This window comes from Ruegeria marina (assembly GCF_900101475.1).
Classification (GTDB): Bacteria; Pseudomonadota; Alphaproteobacteria; order Rhodobacterales; family Rhodobacteraceae; genus Ruegeria_B; species Ruegeria_B marina.
In genome coordinates this window covers 444,318-463,037 of sequence record NZ_FMZV01000001.1, presented here as the reverse complement: position 1 = coordinate 463,037, position 18,720 = coordinate 444,318, and the positions used below count along the sequence as shown (strand labels likewise).

The 18,720-nt window shown below is 63.6% G+C and carries 17 protein-coding genes; 10 read left to right on the top strand and 7 right to left on the bottom strand.

Translation table 11 applies throughout. From position 1 onward, the window contains the following. Positions 1-35: 35 nt before the first annotated feature. From BLT75_RS02235 to BLT75_RS02220, 4 genes are read left to right on the top strand one after another with little or no spacing between them, the layout of a single operon-like run. Complete coding sequence (locus BLT75_RS02235; protein ID WP_093027228.1) at positions 36-2,462, top strand: GcvT family protein; 2,427 nt, start codon at positions 36-38, stop codon at positions 2,460-2,462. 60 nt (positions 2,463-2,522) lie between these two features. Beyond that, positions 2,523-3,350 (top strand): polyphosphate kinase 2 family protein, encoded by an 828-nt coding sequence (locus BLT75_RS02230; protein ID WP_093027226.1) that lies wholly within the window; start codon positions 2,523-2,525, stop codon positions 3,348-3,350. Between the two features lie 35 nt (positions 3,351-3,385). Beyond that, positions 3,386-4,282 (top strand): L-threonate dehydrogenase, encoded by an 897-nt coding sequence (gene ltnD, locus BLT75_RS02225; RefSeq protein WP_281243119.1) that lies wholly within the window; start codon positions 3,386-3,388, stop codon positions 4,280-4,282. Positions 4,283-4,289: 7 nt separating this feature from the next. Then, positions 4,290-5,069: a hydroxypyruvate isomerase family protein gene (locus tag BLT75_RS02220; protein ID WP_093027222.1), complete on the top strand. Its 780-nt coding sequence runs from the start codon at positions 4,290-4,292 to the stop codon at positions 5,067-5,069. A gap of 84 nt (positions 5,070-5,153) precedes the next feature. Here BLT75_RS02220 and BLT75_RS02215 read toward each other — a convergent pair whose 3' ends face one another. Continuing rightward, positions 5,154-5,648 (bottom strand): YbaK/EbsC family protein, encoded by a 495-nt coding sequence (locus BLT75_RS02215; protein ID WP_093027220.1) that lies wholly within the window; start codon positions 5,646-5,648, stop codon positions 5,154-5,156. Between the two features lie 82 nt (positions 5,649-5,730). Between BLT75_RS02215 and BLT75_RS02210 the strand changes: the two genes are divergently transcribed. The 5 genes from BLT75_RS02210 (at position 5,731) to BLT75_RS02190 (ending at position 11,486) form a co-directional block, all read left to right on the top strand. Further along, entirely contained in the window at positions 5,731-8,532 is a 2,802-nt protein-coding gene (locus BLT75_RS02210) for a [protein-PII] uridylyltransferase family protein (RefSeq protein WP_093027218.1), read from the top strand. After that, a complete protein-coding gene (locus BLT75_RS02205) occupies positions 8,516-8,791 on the top strand; it encodes a hypothetical protein (protein WP_093027216.1) in 276 nt (91 codons plus the stop codon). The genes BLT75_RS02210 and BLT75_RS02205 overlap by 17 nt, the downstream gene beginning before the upstream one ends. A 128-nt stretch (positions 8,792-8,919) precedes the next feature. Continuing rightward, complete coding sequence (locus tag BLT75_RS02200; protein WP_093027214.1) at positions 8,920-9,696, top strand: DUF6778 family protein; 777 nt, start codon at positions 8,920-8,922, stop codon at positions 9,694-9,696. A 39-nt stretch (positions 9,697-9,735) separates the two neighbouring features. After that, positions 9,736-10,947, top strand: coding sequence for an RSP_2647 family RNA methyltransferase (locus tag BLT75_RS02195; protein WP_093027212.1), 1,212 nt, complete (start codon positions 9,736-9,738; stop codon positions 10,945-10,947). Continuing rightward, a complete protein-coding gene (locus tag BLT75_RS02190; protein ID WP_093027210.1) occupies positions 10,944-11,486 on the top strand; it encodes an RSP_2648 family PIN domain-containing protein in 543 nt (180 codons plus the stop codon). Before BLT75_RS02195 ends, BLT75_RS02190 begins: the two co-directional genes overlap by 4 nt. A 3-nt stretch (positions 11,487-11,489) precedes the next feature. On the opposite strand, the gene BLT75_RS02185 is transcribed toward BLT75_RS02190, so the two are convergent. From BLT75_RS02185 to BLT75_RS02175, 3 genes are read right to left on the bottom strand one after another with little or no spacing between them, the layout of a single operon-like run. Then, positions 11,490-12,473: an LLM class flavin-dependent oxidoreductase gene (locus BLT75_RS02185; RefSeq protein ID WP_093027365.1), complete on the bottom strand. Its 984-nt coding sequence runs from the start codon at positions 12,471-12,473 to the stop codon at positions 11,490-11,492. Positions 12,474-12,500: 27 nt separating this feature from the next. Further along, positions 12,501-13,187, bottom strand: a complete 687-nt coding sequence (locus tag BLT75_RS02180; RefSeq protein ID WP_093027208.1) for a M48 family metallopeptidase — start codon at positions 13,185-13,187, stop codon at positions 12,501-12,503. Positions 13,188-13,243: 56 nt separating this feature from the next. Beyond that, the gene (locus tag BLT75_RS02175; RefSeq protein ID WP_093027363.1) at positions 13,244-15,163 is read right to left on the bottom strand and encodes a DUF3604 domain-containing protein; all 1,920 of its coding nucleotides are present in this window, start codon (positions 15,161-15,163) and stop codon (positions 13,244-13,246) included. A 374-nt stretch (positions 15,164-15,537) separates the two neighbouring features. On the opposite strand from BLT75_RS02175, the gene BLT75_RS02170 reads away from it, so the two are divergent. Further along, the gene (locus BLT75_RS02170; RefSeq protein ID WP_093027361.1) at positions 15,538-15,720 is read left to right on the top strand and encodes a hypothetical protein; all 183 of its coding nucleotides are present in this window, start codon (positions 15,538-15,540) and stop codon (positions 15,718-15,720) included. 80 nt (positions 15,721-15,800) lie between these two features. On the opposite strand, the gene BLT75_RS02165 is transcribed toward BLT75_RS02170, so the two are convergent. The 3 genes from BLT75_RS02165 to BLT75_RS02155 are packed head-to-tail and all read right to left on the bottom strand — an operon-like array spanning position 15,801 to position 18,594. Then, a complete protein-coding gene (locus BLT75_RS02165) occupies positions 15,801-16,985 on the bottom strand; it encodes a vWA domain-containing protein (RefSeq protein ID WP_093027206.1) in 1,185 nt (394 codons plus the stop codon). A gap of 4 nt (positions 16,986-16,989) precedes the next feature. Next, the gene (locus tag BLT75_RS02160; RefSeq protein WP_093027204.1) at positions 16,990-17,157 is read right to left on the bottom strand and encodes an apolipoprotein acyltransferase; all 168 of its coding nucleotides are present in this window, start codon (positions 17,155-17,157) and stop codon (positions 16,990-16,992) included. Between the two features lie 6 nt (positions 17,158-17,163). Then, the gene (locus BLT75_RS02155; RefSeq protein WP_245706306.1) at positions 17,164-18,594 is read right to left on the bottom strand and encodes a DUF2927 domain-containing protein; all 1,431 of its coding nucleotides are present in this window, start codon (positions 18,592-18,594) and stop codon (positions 17,164-17,166) included. Positions 18,595-18,720: the final 126 nt, after the last annotated feature.

The window sequence follows — 18,720 nt, the reverse complement described above, 5'->3', positions numbered from 1 at the left end:
CGCCTGTTCCCTGACGCAAAACCGGGGAGGGTTTCATGCGGACAACGGCACGGGTGGTGGTGATCGGGGGCGGGATCGCGGGCTGTTCGACGCTGTATCACCTGACGCAGGAAGGGTGGTCGGACGTGATGCTGCTGGAGCGTAACGAACTGACCTCGGGCACCACCTGGCATTCGTCGGCGCAGGTGACGAATTTCGGCATGAACCAGACAATGGTGGGGCTGAAGTCGCATTCGATCCGGCTGTACAGGGAACTGGCAGGAGATCCCGATCATCCCATCACCTATCATCATGCGGACGGTGGTATCCGGCTGGCAAATAGCGAAGGGGTGATGGAGGGATATCGCCATTTCGCCTCGATGGCGCGAGGGATGGGCGTGGAGTTCGAGGTGATCGACGCGGCCGAATGCGCGCGTCGGCATCCGCTGATCACCAGGGACAACCTGCTGGGCGGGCTTTGGGATCCGCTCGACGGGGACATCGACCCGGCGCAACTGTGCCAGGCCCTGGCGCGCCGGGCGCGGAAAGCCGGCGCCGAGCTGCACCGGCAAACGCCGGTGACGGCGCTGCGGCAATTGCCGGATGACAGCTGGATCGTCAGCACGCCGAAGGGCGATATTCATGCCGGGATCGTGGTCAATGCCTGTGGGTACCGGGTGAACGAGGTGGGGGCGATGATGGGGGTGCATCATCCCGTGGCCTCGATGGAGCATCAATACCTGCTGACCGAGGAGATCCCGGCCATTCGCGACGCCGGTCGCCGGATGCCGCTGATCCGATGCCCGATCGACGATTTCTATTGCCGGCAGGAAAAGACCGGGCTGTTGGTTGGCTTTTATGAGCAGGATTGCCGGACCTGGGGCATGGACGGGATCGACCCGCATTTTGTCAATGCCCTGTGTCCGGACGATCTGGACCGGGTGGCGGATGTTTTCGAAGGTGCGGTGGCGCGCATTCCGGCGCTGGGCGAGGTCGGCATCCGCACCGTGATAAACGGCCCGATCACCTATACGATCGACGGGGCACCGCTGGTGGGGCCGATTCCGGGCAAGCGGAATGCGTTTTGCATCATCGGGCTGCGCGCGGGTCTGGGCGAAGGGGGCGGGCATGGTTGGCTCCTGGCGCAGATGATCGTGCATGGCGAGGCGTGTTACGACACCTGGGTGCTGGATCCGCGCCGGTTCACCGCCCATGGTACGGCGGAACTGACGGCGGTGAAGGCGGTCGAGGACTATCAAAACGAGTTCCGTTTTCATTTCCCGCACGAGCACCGCCCGGCAGGCCGGCCGGTGAAGACGACGCCGCTCTATCGGGTGCTGGAGGCCGAAGGCGCGGTGTTCGACGTAGTGAACGGCTGGGAGCGCCTGGCCTATGTCCGCCCGTCGCAGGACTTTACCGAAACGCACACTTTCCGGTTCAACGAAACATTCGATGCGGTGGGGCGGGACGTTGCCGCGGTACACAACGGTGTCGGTCTGACGGAGATCAACGGATTCACCCGGGTCGAGATCACCGGCCCCGGCGCTCTGACCTGGCTGGATGGCATCATTTGCGGAAAGCCGCCGCGCGGCATCGGACGGGTTGGGTTGGCCTATCTGCTCAACCATCACGGCTGCATCAAGTCCGAGGCGACACTGGCCCGGCTCGATGCCGAGACGATCTGGTACGGAGCGGCGGCGGCGGCCGAATGGCACGAACTGGACTGGCTGTCCATGCATCTGCCGAAGGATGGCAGCGTGTCGCTGCGGCCCCTGACTAATGACATGACCATCCTGTTGCTCGCCGGCCCCAGGGCGCGCCGCGTTCTGTCGGAGGTGGCGCGCGGCGACTGGTCGGCCATGGCCTTCCCCTGGCTGTCCGTGCGCCGGACGCATGTGGGTATCGTTCCTGCGGTGGTGCTGGCGGTGAGCTATTCGGGCGAAGAGGCGTTCGAGATCCACGTGCCGAACGCGCAACTGCTGTCGGCCTATCTCTGTCTTCGGGCCGCGGGAGAGGCGCATGGTTTGCGCCTCTTCGGATCGCGCGCCATCGAGTCCATGCGACTCGAAAAGGGTTATCTGCACTGGAAGTCGGAGCTGATCACAGAATTCGACCCGTACGAGGCCGGGCTTGAACGCTTCGTGGACATGGGCAAGGGCTTCGTCGGCAAGGCCGCGCTGGAGCGGCGCCGCGCTGCCGGGCCACGGCGGCAGCTGGCCTGCCTGGCGCTGGACACCACCACCGCACCGGCCCATGCGGGGGCCAGTGTCATGCACGCAGGCAGGGTGGCGGGCACCGTCACCTCGGGGGACTGGGGGCACAGGACCGGTCTGAATCTGGCGCTGGCCTATGTCGAACCCGACCTGTCCGCGGTTGGAACCGTGCTCGCGGTCGATGTCCTCGGCATGGTCATCGATGCCAGGGTTATCCCGTCTTCTCCCTTTGACCCGGAAAACCGCCGATTGCGGCCGGCTTGCCCTTGATTTGTCGGGGCAGGGTGCAAAGACTGGTCGGCGGGAAACGCGCCTGGCGCGAGGGAAAACATGTCGAAGAAAAAGACACTTACATTGGCAGATGCGGACCTGTCATTGTCGATGTCGAAGGTCAGCTATCTGGAGCGACTTGAAAAGCTGCAACTGAAACTGTCCCGCATCCAGCAGGCCTATCTTTTCCATGGGCACAAGGCGGTACTGGTCTTTGAAGGCTGGGATGCGGCCGGCAAAGGCGGTGCGATTCGCCGGATCAACCAGGCGCTCGACCCGCGCAGCTTCAAGGTCTGGCCGATCGGTGCGCCGCGGAACTATTACCTCAACCGCCACTACCTTTTACGTTTCTGGGAACGCCTGCCGCCCGAGGGAGCGATCAGCGCCTTCGACCGCAGCTGGTACGGGCGCGTGATGGTCGAGCGGGTCGAGCAGCTGACCCCGGAGTACCGGTGGCGGGCGGCCTATCGCGAGATCAACGATTTCGAACGCATGCTGGTCGACGACGGTACCCGGATCGTCAAACTGTTCTTTCACATCTCGCCGGACGAGCAGATGCGCCGGTTCGAAGAGCGGCTGCGCAACCCGCTGAAGCGCTGGAAGCTGACCTACGAGGATTTCCGCAACCGCGCCCGCTGGTCCGAGACCGAAGCCGCGGTGAATGAAATGTTTGCCGAAACCTCGACCGAAATTGCGCCCTGGACGCTGATCCCGGCCAATCACAAGAAATACGCCCGCATTGCCGCGCTGGAGGCGGTGACCAAGACGCTGGCCAACGGGATCGACCTTGACCCGCAGCATCTCGACCACCAAACGCTTGACGCGGCGGACAAACACCTCAATGTCGAACGCGAACTGATCGACAGCCTGCGGGCACGGACCGAATAGGTGATGGCCGCAACTGCTTGCCGGGGGACGAGGTCTTGTCGCAAAAAATTGCCGTGATCGGACTTGGGTCCATGGGCCATGGAATGGCCGCCTCGGCGCTGCGCGGGGGGCACAGGGTCTGGGGCCATGACATCAATGAGGAACAGGCCGCGCGTTTCCGATCCCTGGGGGGCGAGGCCGGGTCGCTGTCCGATCATGCCGGAGAACTGGATGCGGTTGCCGTTGTCGTCCTGAACGCGGCGCAGACGGAAACGGTGCTGTTCGGGGCCGCGGGCATGGTGCCGCAGCTGCGGGCCGGTGCCGTGGTGCTGTCCTGCGCCACGGTGCCTCCGGATTTTGCCCGTGCGATGGAGGCCCGCTGTGCCGGACACGGGGTGCATTACCTGGATGCCCCCATTTCCGGCGGGTCCGTCAAGGCAGCCGAAGGGCGGCTCAGCGTCATGGCCTCGGGCACGCAGGCAGCTTTTTCCGCCGCGCGGGCCCTTCTGTCGAGCATTGCCGAGACCGTCTTTGAACTGGGTGACGCGGCCGGGGCGGGCAGCGCCATGAAGGCGGTCAACCAGATGCTGGCGGGCGTGCATATCGCGGCCATGGCCGAGGCGCTGACCTTTGGCATGACGCAGGGCATCGCGCCTGACCAGTTTCTCGAGGTGATCAGCAAATGCGCCGGCACCAGCTGGATGCTTCAAAATCGGGCGCCGCATGTGGTGGAAGGCGATTACACGCCGCACAGTTCGGTCAACATCTGGCCCAAGGACCTGGGCATCGTCCTCGATATCGCGCGGCAGGCAGAGTTCGCGGCCCCGATCACCGCAGCCGCAATGCAGCAATTCCTGGCCGCCGCCGGGATGGGGCTGGGGTCGGAGGACGATGCGGCGGTGGCCAAGGTCTATGCCCGCAATGCCGGGCTGACTTTGCCGGGCGAAGGGTAGGGCAGCCATGAAGTTTTCAGCCAACCTCGGCTTTCTCTGGACCGACCGCCCGCTTCCGGATGCAATCCGGGCGGCGCATGCGGCCGGTTTCGACGCGGTCGAATGCCACTGGCCCTATGACACCCCGACGGCGCAGGTGGCCGCCGCGCTGGATGAAACCGGCCTGCCCATGCTGGGCCTGAACACGCGGCGCGGTGATCTGGCCGCAGGGGAAAACGGGTTGGCGGCACTGTCGGGGCGTGAAACGGAGGCCCGCGCCGCCATTGACGAGGCGGTGGACTATGCCCGCGCCATCGGGGCGCGCAACATCCATGTGATGGCAGGATTTGCGGACGGGCCCGAGGCGCATCGCTGTTTCGTGGACAACCTGGGCCATGCCTGCCGACAGGCGGCGCGGCATGGGTTGACCATCCTGATCGAACCGCTGAACCGTTACGACGCGCCGGGCTATTTCCTGACGACGACCGGACAGGCCGCAAAGGTCATCGCCGAAGTGGGGGCGGCCAACCTGAAGCTGATGTTCGACTGCTATCACGTGCAGGTGATGGAGGGCGACCTGACCCGCCGTCTGGGTGCCCTGCTGCCGCTAATCGGTCACATCCAGTTCGCTTCGGTCCCCGACCGGGGACCGCCGGATCGCGGCGAAGTGGCCTATGATCATATATTCCGGGTAATTGGCGCGCTTGGCTATGAACAGCCGCTCGGGGCGGAATACAAGCCGGGCGGAGACACAGAGGCGAGTTTGGGTTGGCTGACGGCAATCCGTGATGCAGCGGCCGGTGACTGAGACAACCTCTTGAAACCTTGATCAGGCGGTGGACCTGTAAGTTGTTCCGAAGCGGCGCGCGACAAGCCTTTCCGAAGTGGCTGGTCAGGGTCGTTCCTGTCCGGCATCGGAATTCCGGGTGAACGCGCCAAGCGTTGCGTTCGCAATCAGACGCAGAGCGCCAGGTTCGATGCCAAAGACATGTTGCGGCGTGCCCGCGGCGGCCCAGACCAGATCGAAGTCCATCAGGCGCGGATCCATGAACGTGCGCAGCGGCGAAAGGTGACCGACCGGAGCAACTCCGCCGATGGCGAAACCGGTGATCTCCCGAACCTGCCCGGCGTCGGCGCGGACGAGCGTTTCGCCGGACAGCGATGCCGCCTGTTCGAGATCGACGAGATTGCCGCCCGCCGTCAGGAAAAGCAGCAGCCTGCCGCGGCTCTCGCTCTGGAACACGATGGATTTGACGATCTGGTCCAGCGCGCATTCGACTGCCCGCGCGGCATCTACCGCGGTACGGGCATTGTCGGTTTCCCGGATATCGGGAGTCAGACCGGCGGATTGCAGTGCGGTGCGCACTCGGGACAGGCTCTTGCTCATGCGCTCTGATCTGCCGGAAATTGCTGCGTCTATCAAGCTTTGCCGCATTGACGGCGCCGGGGCGGCCTGCACTAGTGGAGCCATGAGTAACGGTCTTTTGATATCCCGACTGCCCCGTGCCTTCGATCCCGAACTGGGTGTCGAAGCGCGCGCCCTGTTTCCCGGTTTGTCCGGCGCGCTGTCCGAACTGGTAGCCGGTGCCGGCGGATCCAGCCCTTATCTGATGAGTCTCATGACGCTTGAAAGGGATTGGTTGCCCGACGCGCTTTCCAATCCTGACGCTGCGGTCGATGAGGTCATGGCCCTTGTTCGGGAACTGGCGCCCGACGCTCTGAAACCTGGGTTGCGCCAGGCCAAGCGGCGCTTGGCACTGCTGACTGCGCTGGCCGATCTTTCGGGCGCATGGCCGCTGGAACGGGTGACGGGGCTCTTGACCGATTTCGCGGGGTTGGCCGCCGATGTGGCCGCCAAGGCCGAAATCGCGGCGCTGATCCGGCGCGGCAAGCTGCCGGGTCAGACCGAGGCCGATGTGGAGACCGCGTCGGGCATGGTCATTCTGGCGATGGGCAAGATGGGGGCGCACGAGTTGAACTACAGCTCGGATATCGACCTCATCGTGCTCTTCGACGAAACGCGCTATGACCCGGACGATTTCTACGAGGCGCGGCAGGGAATGGTGAAGGCCACCCGAAATTTCTGCGCCACGCTCAGCGACAAGACAGCCGATGGCTACGTCTTCCGAACCGATCTCCGCCTGCGTCCGGATCCGGCGGTTACTCCTGTCTGCATGGCGATGGAGGCGGCGGAACGCTACTATGAAAGCCTGGGGCGTACATGGGAACGGGCAGCCTATATCAAGGCGCGTCCCTGCGCGGGCGATCTGACGGCGGGACAGCGATTCCTGGATACGCTGCGCCCCTTTGTGTGGCGTCGTCATCTGGATTTCGCGGCGATTCAGGATGCCCATGACATGCGTCTGCGCATCCGTGAAAACAAGGGAACGGGCGGTCCGCTTGTCATCCCCGGCCATGACATGAAACTGGGGCGCGGCGGCATTCGGGAAATCGAGTTCTTCACCCAGACACGGCAGCTGATCGCCGGCGGGCGCGACCACGACCTGCGCCTGCGTGGGACGGTGCCGGGCCTGGCTGCCCTGGCGGCCAAGGGCTGGGTGCCGGAAGACGTGGCGCAGCAGCTGACGGATCACTACCGAGCCCATCGCGAAGTCGAACACCGCATCCAGATGGTGCATGACTCCCAGACCCACCGGGTGCCGCAGACGAAGGACGGGATCGAAAGGGTCGCCTGCCTGATGGGCACCGATGCCGCATCGCTGACTGCCGAACTGACCCGGCGGCTCAACGAGGTGCATGAGTTGACCGAAGGCTTCTTTGCGCCGGGAGCGGGGCCATCCCCGACACCCAGGGTCGAACCGCGGATCGAATTCGACGAGAATGTGCTGGCCCGCTGGACAACCTATCCGGCTTTGCGTTCGCAACGCAGCCGCCAGATCTTCGAACGCCTGAAACCCGAGCTTCTTGCGCGGCTGGCTGCGACCGCCAAGCCCGAAGAGGCGCTGCTGGCATTGGACGGTTTCCTGGCCGGCCTGCCGGCAGGGGTGCAGCTGTTCTCGCTCTTCGAGGCCAACCCGCAACTCTCCGACCTGCTGATCGATATCGTCGGCACCAGCAACGCCCTGGCCAGTTACCTGTCGCGGAACTCGGCCGTGTTCGACGCCGTGATCGGCGGATCCTTTTTCGACGACTGGCCCGGAACGAAGGTCCTGGCGACGCAACTGGCCGAGAAGCTGGCGGCGGAACCCGACTATGAAATGCGACTGGACATGGCGCGGCGCTGGAACAAGGAATGGCATTTCCGAATCGGTGTTCACCACTTGCGAGGACTGATCGGGGCTGACCGCGCGGGCGAACAATATGCCGAACTGGCCGAAGCGGTGATTTCGTCCATTCTTCCCGTAGTTGTCGATCATTTTTCCAGAAAGCACGGCACACCGCCGGGACGGGGCGCGGTGGTTCTGGGGATGGGTTCGTTGGGTGCCGGGCGGATCAACGCGCAGTCTGATCTGGATCTGATCCTGATCTACGATCCACAGGACGTCGAGACATCGGAGGGCCCGCGCCCGCTGGCTGCGCGTACCTATTACGCACGGCTGACTCAGGCGCTGATCACCGCCCTGACCGCGCCGATGTCGCAGGGACGGCTTTACGAGGTCGACATGCGGCTGCGCCCCTCCGGCAACCAGGGGCCCGTCGCGACCAGTTGGGCCAGTTTTACCGCCTATCAGCAATCCGAAGCATGGGTTTGGGAGCATCTTGCCCTGACCCGCGCCCGGCCGGTGGCCGGCGCGGCCGATCTGGCGCGGGATATCGAGGCATTCCGGCAGGATCTGCTGGCCAAGACAACCGATCGCGACAAGGTCGTGCGAGAAGTGTACCAGATGCGAGCAAGGCTCGCGGCGGCCAAATCCCCCTCGGGCGTTTGGGACGCCAAGACCGGGCCGGGCCGCATGCTGGATATCGAGCTTGTGTCCCAGGCCGGGGCGCTGCTGGCAGGCAGCGCGGCGCGGAATGTCGCCTCGGGGCTTGAGTCCGGGGTCGCTGCCGGCTGGCTGGAGGTCGCGGACGCGCAGGTGCTGCAGCGAGCCTACGATCTATTCTGGTCCGTGCAGACCGCGGCGCGGTTGCTGTCAGTTACGGCAATCTCGGCTGAAACCATCGGGCAGGGCGGTGCGGCCTTTTTGTGCCGCAGCGCCGGGTTCGAGACGATAGACGCGTTGGAGGCTGCATTGGAAAACAGTTACGCTGAAGCGGCCATCCGCATCGATACAGCGGTAGGAGAATGGGACGATGCCGAAAACGGGTGATCCGTTCGACCCGAAAGGGTTGATCTATGAGGCTTATCGGATCGAGGGAATCACCGCGTCCCAATGCCGGAGCATCTTTCTGGACTGGGCGCTGAGCCTGCCCGCGGCGGTGGATCAGCGGCAGGCGCTGGACGATCTCAATGGCCGGTATGGAGGAGACGCTCCCGATCATCCGATGACAGGTGTCATTCGCGATGGTCTGACCGCATCCGCAACCCCCAGGCGGCGGGGAGGTTGGCGGTCGCGCGAAAGAAACTGACCGTTCACTATCGGGCAACAATCTCCGAATCGTACTGAATTTGTCGCAAAGTCGCCCGAATTGACCGTCAAATCTTCCTGAAACGGGAAGGGCTGTGGGAGTCGCAACCCGATCAAGGAGAAGAAACGATGAAAACCATGCGGATGTTTCTGGTTGCCGGATTGGGGCTGGCCGTAACAGCCTGCACGGCCGTTGACGTTCCGACACGCAATGCGCCGTTCGAGTCGCTGCCGAACTCTGTCGTGAGCGCACCGGCCGGCTATGACCTGATCCAGCCGCAGGCCGCGGCGCGGCCCCAGGCTGCGACCGGTCAGGTGGTCATTCCTCATGAGGTTACGGTCGCGCGTGCGGCATCGGCCGATGCCGGAGCCCTGACAATTGCGCCGGGCCAGTCGCCGGTTCGGGTGAACTCGGTCACAGTGGTTGTTCCCAGGTCGCTCAAGGTGTCGGAACGCAACAGCTATCTGCCGCGTGGTGATATCGTCTGGCGCGAAGACCCGATCGGAGACCGTCACGCACAGGTTCAGAAGATCGTCCAGGATGCCATGGTGCGCGGTGTCAGCGCGTTGAATGGCCCCGTGTCCGTCGATCTGGAAATCGTGGTGTCGCGGTTCCACGCCCTGACGGAAAAGGCCCGCTATACCACGGGCGGCATCCATGCGATCACCTTCGATCTTGTTATGAAGGATTCGGTGACTGGGGCGCAACTGACCCCGACGCGCACCATTCGCGCCGACCTGGAAGGATTCGGTGGCCAGCAGGCGATCAACGCCGAAGCCCGTGGCCAGACGCAAAAGGTCCGTATCACCGACCATCTGGCCTGGGTGATCCAGCAGGAACTGACCGATCCGGAAGGGTATGAAAACGCATCGCTCGGCTTCTACCAGCTGCTGAACCAGATCTGACACTTCCCAGTCAAAGGGAATGCGATTAAGAGGGCGCTCATGACAGCGCCCTCTGACGTTTTCGACCGTCCCCGTATCCGCCTGAAACCCAAGGCCAACGCGCGTGCCATCCGGCACGGGGCGCCCTGGGTTTTCGACAACGAAGTCGTCACCGACCGCCGCACCCGCAAGATTCCGCCGGGGGCATTGGCGGTGCTTGAAGATGACAACCGCGCGCCCCTGGGGCTGGTCGCGGTCAATCCCGACTCGCGCATCTTTTGCCGGATGCTGGATCGGGACGCGCAGGCGGTTCTGGACGACGCCTGGTTCGAGACGCGGCTGGCGCGGGCGCTGGAGATGCGCGAACGGCTCTTTGACGCGCCGTTCTACCGGCTGGTCCATGCCGAGGCGGATGGCTTTCCCGGTGTCATCATCGACAGGTTTGGTGATGCCTGTGTCATTCAGCCAAACGCCGCCTGGGCCGAGGCGCATCTGGACCTGCTGACAGCGGCTCTGCTCAACGTCACCGGCGTGACGACCGTGCTGAAAAACGCCTCGGGCCGCACACGTACGCTCGAAGGACTGGACGATGTGAATGCGGTGCTGGCCGGGGCGGCGCCCTCGGCGCCAGTGCCGGTGCCGATGAACGGGGCCACCTACTTGGCCGACCTGACCGGCGGTCAGAAAACCGGCCTGTTCTATGACCAGCGTCCCAACCATGCCTTTGCCGCGCGGCTGGCGGGGCAGGGCGCGCGGGTGCTGGATGTGTTCAGCCATGTGGGCGGCTTTGCGCTGTCCATGCTGGCGGGCGGCGCGGGACAGGCGCTGGCGGTCGACGGTTCGGCCCCGGCGCTGGCGTTGGCTGAGCAGGGGGCGCTGGCCTCGGGTCTGGCCGGGCGGTTCGAAACCCGGCAAGGAGATGCCTTTGATGTGCTCACCGCACTGGGAGAGGAAGGCGAAACATTCGACGTTGTGATCTGCGATCCGCCCGCGTTCGCGCCATCGAAACAGGCGCTGGACGCGGGACTGCGCGCCTATGAACGCATCGCGCGACTGGCTGCGCCGCTGGTGCGGCCGGGCGGATATCTCGGCCTCTGCTCCTGCTCCCATGCCGCCGACCTGTCCCGGTTTCGCGAAGCCAGCGTGCGGGGCATCGGCCGGGCCGGGCGCAGCGCACAATTGATCCACACCGGTTTTGCCGGTCCCGACCACCCGCAATTGCCGCAACTCGCCGAAAGCGGCTATCTCAAGGCGGTGTTCTTCCGGCTGTGAGGGCGGTTCTCGATACTTGCGTGATCTATCCCACGGTCATGCGCGAGATGCTGCTGGGCGCGGCGCGGCTGGGTCGTTTCACGCCGCTCTGGTCGGCGCGCATCCTGGAGGAATGGGCGCGGGCCGCCGTGAAGCTGGGGCCTGCGGGCGAGGCGCAGGCGCGCGCAGAGATCGCCCTGACCCGTGCCGCCTGGCCAAAGTCCGAAGTCCTTCCTGCGCCCGGTGTCGAAGCAAGGCTCTGGCTACCGGATGCGGCGGATGTCCATGTCCTCGCCACCGCTGTCGCCGGGTCGGCAGACCTGATCGTCACCCTGAACCGTGCGGATTTTCCACGTCATGTCCTGGCGGAAGAAGGGCTGGACCGGATAGACCCCGACGCCTTCCTTTTGCAATTCTTCAATGACGATCCGGAAAACATGACAGCCATGGCGGAAAAGGTGCTGGCCGAGGCCAATCGTCTGTCCGGTGAAACCTGGACCATGCGCAGCCTGATGAAGAAGGCGCGGCTGCCACGGCTCGGCAAGGCACTGGAACGGTAGGTTTCAGAAATCGCGAAGAATGCCCGCTGCAATCTCGAAGGAGCGCATCCGCGCCCGGTGGTCGTGGATCTGTCCGGTCAGGATGACTTCGTCTGGCTGATACCGCGCGATGATTTCGGCCAGGCGGGCGCGTACGGTGTCCGGCCCGCCAACGGCCGAGACATGCAGCGCCGCATTCACGTTTTCCAGCGTTACGGGGTCCAGATGTGCGGTGATATCGTCGACCGGTGCCGGCAGCTTGCCCGGCATGCCGCGCCGGAGACGGGCAAAGGCCAGTTGCATGGTGGTTCGCAGCCGCACGCCTTCGGTATCGCTATTGGCGGCAAAGACGTTGATTGCCATCATGGCATGGGGTTTGGAGAGAAAAACCGAGGGTTTGAAGCTCCGGCGATAGACGTCCAGCGCGTCGGCCAGCGCTGAGGGCGCGAAATGCGAGGCGAAGGCATAGGGCAAACCCAGATGCGCAGCCAGTTGCGCGCCGTAGAGGCTGGAACCCAGGATCCAGACCGGCACATTGGTGCCCTGTCCCGGAAAGGCGCGCACCCGTGCCTCGGGGTCTTCGGGTGACAGAAAACCGATCAGGTCGATCACGTCCTGTGGGAAACTGTCCTGCTGTGACAGACCCCTGCGCAAGGCGCGAGCGGTGGCCATGTCGGTCCCCGGAGCACGTCCCAGGCCAAGGTCGATGCGGTCGCCGTAAAGCGAAGCCAGCGTGCCGAACGCCTCGGCCACCATATAGGGGGCGTGGTTGGGCAGCATGATGCCGCCGGCGCCGACCCGTATCGTGCTGGTCTGACTGGCGATATGGCCGATCAGCACGGCGGTCGCCGCGCTGGCGATGCCGGGCATGTTGTGATGCTCGGCCAGCCAGTAACGGTGATACCCCAGTCTCTCGGCATGGCGGGCCAGTTCGGCGCTGTTTTTCAGAGCATGAGGGATATCGGTGCCTTCGGGAACCGGGGCAAGATCGAGGAGAGAGTATCGCATGGTCATGTTGCCCTGGTCATGGACCGGTCAACCCCGGTTCCAGCGGTTTTCCAGCGCTTCCAGCGCTGCGATTCGCTCGTTGGTTTTCGGATGGCTCAACAGCCAGGCAGGCGCCACGCCCGCACGGCTTTGGGTGAGCGCCTCCAGCTTGCGGAACAGCGATTTCTGCGGCTCTGTCCCGATGCCCGCCTTGGTCAGCAGCGCGGCGGCATATTCATCCGCCTCGTATTCGTCGGCCCGGCTCAGCCGCGCGGCCAGCAGGGTCGTCAGACCGTTGGCGATCCAGACGCCGACAAAGGGAATGAACCGGCCCAGCAGCATCGCCAGCGCTGTGCGCATGGCGTTCTGGCCGGAAAAGTCGATCATCCGCCGGCGCGCATGGCCCAGCGCCACATGGCCCAGCTCGTGCGCGATGACCGAGGCCATCTCTTCGCCCGTGACCTCGCCATTGCGGAATTTGCGGTAGAAGCCGCGGGTGATGAAGATACGCCCATCCGGAGCTGCCAGACCGTTCACCGGATCGATCTCGTAAATGTAGACCGGCACCCGCGCCAGATCGAGCGCCGCGGCCAGCCGATCGGTCAGCCGTTTCAGCTCGGGGTCGGCCAGCTCGGTCGAGCGCTGGTCCAACTCGCGATGCGTGCGCCATACCGAGAACCGGTAGAACACCAGGGCGTAAAGAACCGCCAGCAGGATCGGGGTAAGGCGTAACATACGCTAAACATGGTACGCGCGGCCGGACAGGGCAAGCCCTGCCCGGAGCAATGTTGCTACCCTTGCGGGGTGTACCAAATCGGCGAGGTATAGGCGCGCTCCTGACCGACCAACGTGGCCTCGGGCGGGATCTCGGCGCCCAGACGCAGCTTGTCATAGAGCACCCAGCGCGGGGTGGGGATTTCGAGAACGCGGGCATAGTAGAATGCCTTTTGCGCCGGGTCGAACGCAGGGTCGGTCCAGACCGTGGCCAGTTCCGACGCGCCGATGGTGTTGGTCCAGTTGGCCGCCTCGATATCAACCGTGTTGCCCACGGGCGGCAGCTTGCCGTCTGCTCCCTTCTCGCGATTGTCGGACCAGGCGACGTCATGCACCTGTTCGTGTAGGGTTCCGTCCCCATCCATCCAGCCCTTGACGATCTGGATCCGGTCAAGATTGGCGCCAATGGGATCGCGCAGCGCATAGACCATGAAGGTCGGCGCATCCGAAGTGGCCGCGCGCAGGTCGCCGCCCATCGGTACGCCTTTTTCATAGCCGCGGAAAGCGGGCTGGCGCGAGCGCAGGTCATTCTCGTCGAACTCCCACCCTCCAAAGAAGCGCACGGTGATGCGGGGCCCGGTGGTGGCATAGGTTTCCTTGCGTTTCATCGCATCCCAGATTGCCGCACGGGTGTTCTCGGTCGCCCAGACCCCGGCATAGCCCGAGGCGGACAGCGACCAGCCCGGATAGATGCCCTTGTCGGTTTCGGCAAAGGGATGGGTCGCCCGGTGAATGGACGGTTCGGCCGAGGTGGCCTTGCCGAAATAATTGTCCTCTTCTGCGGTGGACAGCGACGTATGGCTGTCGGTCGATCCGACCATGCCGAACTTGTAGGGGTTGGTGCCCAGTTTCTGTTCCAGCATCAGCCCGGTCTTGAGAGCCTCGCGTGCATATTCGCGGGCCAGCATGTCGTCGGTCTTGGCCTCGGACAGATCGAGGTTGCCGGCGTCCCAGGTCTCGTAATCGGCGAATTCGTCCTCGGGGCTGAGCTTGGGATGGGTCTCGCCGTCGCCCTTGATCTGGGTGACCTCGTAAAGCGGCTCCCACCTGTTGCGGGCCATCACATAGGTTTCGTCGATCTCGCGCCCGGTATATTGGGCATCGACCGGGAACATCAGCCCGTTCGACAGGTTGCCGTTATGCGCAATGGCAAGCGCATTGCCGCCGGTTTTAACCTCGTAATTTTCCAGCCAGGTGTAGAGGTCGAGCGGGTCGGTCGAGCCGATCGGCGGCTGGGTCACCATCGGCACCACCTGTTCGGCCCGCCGCGCCCCATCGCGCAGGATGACGTTGCGGTGCAGGTTGTTGCCCTTGTACAGCGAGGTCCATTCATAGGCGATGAAGGCCGTGAACCGGCCCGGCTCGTTATAGCGTTCGGCGGCGTCGATCACCTGTTGCCAGACCGCGTTATAGGCCGCGGAACCGGGCGAATAGGCTGCGACCAGTTTGGGATCCAGCGTGCCTTGGGCGAAATTGGTGATCAGGTCCAGCGCGGCATTGGCGGACACCTCGCCACCTTGTTGCATGGCCTCGTACCAGCCACGCCCCTGTTCGGTCTCGACGATTGCGGGGGCTCCGGCAAACAGGTCGGTTGCAAAACCCATCATGTCGGAATGATCGGTGAGCGCCATGAAGTCGAGCGGCCGGCTCAGCCTGACCGGCTGACCCGTGGTTGAGGTGATCTCTTCGCCGCGGGCGAAGCGCCAGGCCTCGTCCAGGCCGAGCTTGTTCCCGAAAAGGCCGGCATCGGGCGAAAGTGCGGTGTGCAGATGGGTTTCGCCCCAGTAGACATGACTGGGAAAGCTGCGCTGCGCATAGGGTGAATAGGCTTTGCCCGGATACAGCCCCTGAAGCGACTGCGCCGAAGGTTTGATCTGTGCCGTGGCGGGCAGGGCAGTCAGGGCCAAACAGGCGGATAGCAAGGTGAATTTATGCATGGCCAACACCTTTTTGCTGAAGCTCTTTAAGAATTGTTTCTCAATCCATTCTGGCATCCGAATGTAAAATGGCAAAGAATTTTAAGTCTCTTGTATGCGCGTCCTCGTGCGCGCAACTGCTGCACCATCGGCAAGATGACGGCGGCCGGGATAACCGCAAAAGGTGGACAGGCCAGAAAAATTACCGATTTTCGGTGAAACTGTTATCATCGTGGAACGGGGGAGGCCTGCCAAACGGTCAGCTACCTCTCCTCTACCCCAATTCGTGGGGATTGTGCGTCACCCTGGTGTCGGTGTTTTCGGGTGTCTGATCCGGCCGGACAAACCCACATTTTGGGGCTATGTCGATCAACTTCAGAAAGGGAATTTGGGAAATGAGGTTTACATCAATTGCCATGACCGCCGTCGTTCTGACGCTTGCCGCCTGTGCACAGCCCGAGCCTGAACCGGTCTACGTGCAGCCGACCTACGACAAGCTGGGCAACCCGAGTTGCTATTCCGGGTACCAGTTGGCGACGACGCCAGAAGGCCAGATGGTGTGCGCGCCGGTCAGCTGACGTCGATCTCTCGCCCGCCTGCCCGAGAACTGACACCGGTTTGCCGGAAAATGCTTGGATGACCCGCCTTCGGCTCAGGGTCATCTGGTGAGGCTTCGCATGCCTTTTTCCAGCCCGGCAAGCGTCATCGGCACCATGCGGTCGTCGAAAATCTCGCGGATCATGCCGATGGAATGGGTGTATCCCCAGTATTTCTCGGGCACGGGGTTGATCCAGAGGTTGCTGGGCCATTGTTCGCGCGCCCGCGCCAGCCAGACCTGGCCGGCCTCCTGGTTCCAATGCTCGTTGGCGCCGCCCGGATAGGCGATTTCATAAGGCGACATCGAGGCATCGCCAACGAAGATGCACTTGTAATCAGGTCCATAGGTGCGCAGCACCTCATGCGTCGGAATCTGCGCATCCCAGCGGCGGCGGTTGTCGCGCCAGACGCCTTCGTACAGGCAATTGTGAAAGTAGTAATATTCCAGGTGCTTGAACTCGGCCCGCGCGGCGGAAAACAGTTCTTCGACCACCTTCACATGCGGGTCCATCGAACCGCCCACATCGAGGAACAGCACCACCTTGACCGCGTTGTGACGTTCCGGGCGTTCCTTGACGTCTAGGTAACCATGTTCGGCGGTGGCGCGTATGGTGCCGTCAAGGTCCAGTTCCATCGCCGCGCCTTCGCGCGCCCAGCGGCGCAGGCGTTTCAGCGCCACCTTGATGTTGCGGGTGCCCAGTTCGATCGTATCGTCGAGATTCTTGAACTCGCGCTTGTCCCAGACCTTGACCGCGCGCTGGTGGCGGCTTTCCTTCTGACCGATGCGGACACCTTCGGGATTGTAGCCATAGGCGCCAAAGGGCGAGGTGCCGGCGGTGCCGATCCACTTGTTGCCGCCCTGGTGGCGGCCCTGCTGTTCCCTGAGCCGCTCGCGCAGCGTTTCCATCAGCTTGTCGAATCCGCCCAAGGCCTCGATCTCTGCCTTCTCGGCATCGGTCAGGTGCTTTTCAGCCATTTTCTCCAGCCAGTCGGCCGGAATGTCCACCGCTTCCATCACCTGCTCGAATGTGATCTCCTCCAGACCCTTGAAGCTGGCGGCAAAGGCGCGGTCGAACTTGTCGATGTTGCGCTCGTCCTTCACCATCGAGACACGGGCCAGATAATAGAAGGCCTCGACATCGTAGGTGGCCAGCCCCTTCTTCATGCCTTCGAGAAAGGTCAGGTATTCGCGCAGCGATACCGGAATCCCGGCTTTGCGCAGATTCTCGAAGAAGGGCAGGAACATCGGCTCAGACCATCAGTCGGTGGATCACCAATGTTGCTATCATCCCAAGAAGCGCAAAGGCAATCGCATAGCCTGCTGCGTATTGCGCGATATCGGCTGTCGTGCCGTTACGTCGCCTGGCGGTCAGCCCGCCAAGAAGGGCGCCCACCAGCGCCGCCGCGATGACAATCATGCGTGTTTACCCGCCCAGTCTGTTGCGGGGGTTCAGCGCCGCGATCTCCTGCATCTTGGCGCGAACCGCCCAATCCGAGCCGAACCCGTAGCGTGCCCAGCCGACGCTGTCCAGACGCACGTCGCGGGCCTTGTCGGATTGACCGATGAGGTCCAGTGCCTCGGCTTCGAGCAGCATCAACGTGGCCAGAAGCGCCGCATTCTCGGCCCGCTGGGCGATTGGCAGCATCGGTCGGATCTGGGACAACGCACCCGCCGCATCGCCAACGGTGATGGAATGAGCCGCAATCTGGGTCATCACATAGGCGCGGTGGAGTTCGGTTTCGGGCGATGAGTTCAGCATTTGCATGGAGGTCAGGAAGTGGCGCTGTGCCAGTTCGGAATCTCCGGACTGGAGCATCCGGCCCAGCATGTAATGGCCAAAGGCGCGGCGGTGATCCGTCCAGCCCCAGGACTGTGCCAGGCGCGCGCTGCGGTTGGCGGCCTCTACGCGTGACTGATAGGCGGTGCCGGGTCCAAGCGCGGTCTGAACGGCCTCGATCCATTCGCGGGGGGTCGCAACCACCGGCTGCGCGGGATAGGTGACGCCGCGTGGATTGAGGCGACCCAGAATATCGGGCAAAACCGCCGCCACCTCGGCGCGCGTCATGCCGCTGCGCAGTTCGGGGGCATAGGTGGCCCGCAGCACGAGCATGTCGAAGCCGGTAAGTACTGTGTGGATATTGTCGTCGTTGAATACCGAATCCGGCAGGCGATAAAGGTCGTTGAGCGGGCCTATCGCCTGCGCCAGTTCCTCGTGCAGGCAGTCGCGCAATTCCTGCGGGCTGCTGTCATAGGGGACGAACACACCCAGCCGCTCGCGATTGCGCAGACTGCCCCAGTTGGTCTTTTCCTTGCGGCGGTCGCGGCGGAACTCGCTCAGGCTCGATACGTTCGGGACTACGAAACAGGCCGCTTGCGGCAGCGCCTGGCCGATTTCCTCGCGGCTCACGGCCTCGATGGTGATGTTGGCGGCGCCCGCCGTGATCTGGCGTATGTCTATTCCGGCCTCGTTTCGCATCCGGCCCAGCAGGCGGGTCAGGTCAGGCTGCAGGCTGGGGGGCGGAGAGCCGGTCACCCGCACCGTAATCGGGGTTTCGAACCGGGTGAAGACCGGCAGTTCACGGCCGCTTTCCAATTGAAAATGCAATGACAGGAAATCCGCGGCGATGTTCCCGTTTGATCGCTGCACGGGCTGCGGGCGGGTGGCGCCAAAGCTTTTCATCGGCTGGACCGCGAAATCCGGAGTCCTGGCTCGTGTCGGGGTATCTTCGAGCGGGACGGAGGAACAGGCCGCGACGCCAAGCAGGGAAACAAGCGACAGAACCCGCATCCAGCTCCGGTCGGAGCGGATACGGGAGGAAGTCTTGGCGAGGATATCTGCGCTTGAAATCTGCATCGGGGTCACTGCTCGTTGCTACCAAAATACCTGTTGCCGTTTCTGTTCCGGAATTGGCCGGACCCTTGTCACGGTTTCATGGTCGCATCGGCCGCCGGTGCAAAGCAAGCGCAACAACCCCGTTTA

Coding starts and splice junctions, on each gene's coding strand:
- BLT75_RS02235 (WP_093027228.1), top strand. CDS start 36: ATGCGGACAACGGCACGGGTGGTGGTGATCGGGGGCGGGATCGCGGGC.
- BLT75_RS02230 (WP_093027226.1), top strand. CDS start 2,523: ATGTCGAAGAAAAAGACACTTACATTGGCAGATGCGGACCTGTCATTG.
- BLT75_RS02220 (WP_093027222.1), top strand. CDS start 4,290: ATGAAGTTTTCAGCCAACCTCGGCTTTCTCTGGACCGACCGCCCGCTT.
- BLT75_RS02215 (WP_093027220.1), bottom strand. CDS start 5,648: ATGAGCAAGAGCCTGTCCCGAGTGCGCACCGCACTGCAATCCGCCGGT.
- BLT75_RS02210 (WP_093027218.1), top strand. CDS start 5,731: ATGAGTAACGGTCTTTTGATATCCCGACTGCCCCGTGCCTTCGATCCC.
- BLT75_RS02205 (WP_093027216.1), top strand. CDS start 8,516: ATGCCGAAAACGGGTGATCCGTTCGACCCGAAAGGGTTGATCTATGAG.
- BLT75_RS02200 (WP_093027214.1), top strand. CDS start 8,920: ATGAAAACCATGCGGATGTTTCTGGTTGCCGGATTGGGGCTGGCCGTA.
- BLT75_RS02195 (WP_093027212.1), top strand. CDS start 9,736: ATGACAGCGCCCTCTGACGTTTTCGACCGTCCCCGTATCCGCCTGAAA.
- BLT75_RS02185 (WP_093027365.1), bottom strand. CDS start 12,473: ATGCGATACTCTCTCCTCGATCTTGCCCCGGTTCCCGAAGGCACCGAT.
- BLT75_RS02180 (WP_093027208.1), bottom strand. CDS start 13,187: ATGTTACGCCTTACCCCGATCCTGCTGGCGGTTCTTTACGCCCTGGTG.
- BLT75_RS02175 (WP_093027363.1), bottom strand. CDS start 15,163: ATGCATAAATTCACCTTGCTATCCGCCTGTTTGGCCCTGACTGCCCTG.
- BLT75_RS02170 (WP_093027361.1), top strand. CDS start 15,538: ATGAGGTTTACATCAATTGCCATGACCGCCGTCGTTCTGACGCTTGCC.
- BLT75_RS02165 (WP_093027206.1), bottom strand. CDS start 16,985: ATGTTCCTGCCCTTCTTCGAGAATCTGCGCAAAGCCGGGATTCCGGTA.
- BLT75_RS02160 (WP_093027204.1), bottom strand. CDS start 17,157: ATGATTGTCATCGCGGCGGCGCTGGTGGGCGCCCTTCTTGGCGGGCTG.
- BLT75_RS02155 (WP_245706306.1), bottom strand. CDS start 18,594: ATGCAGATTTCAAGCGCAGATATCCTCGCCAAGACTTCCTCCCGTATC.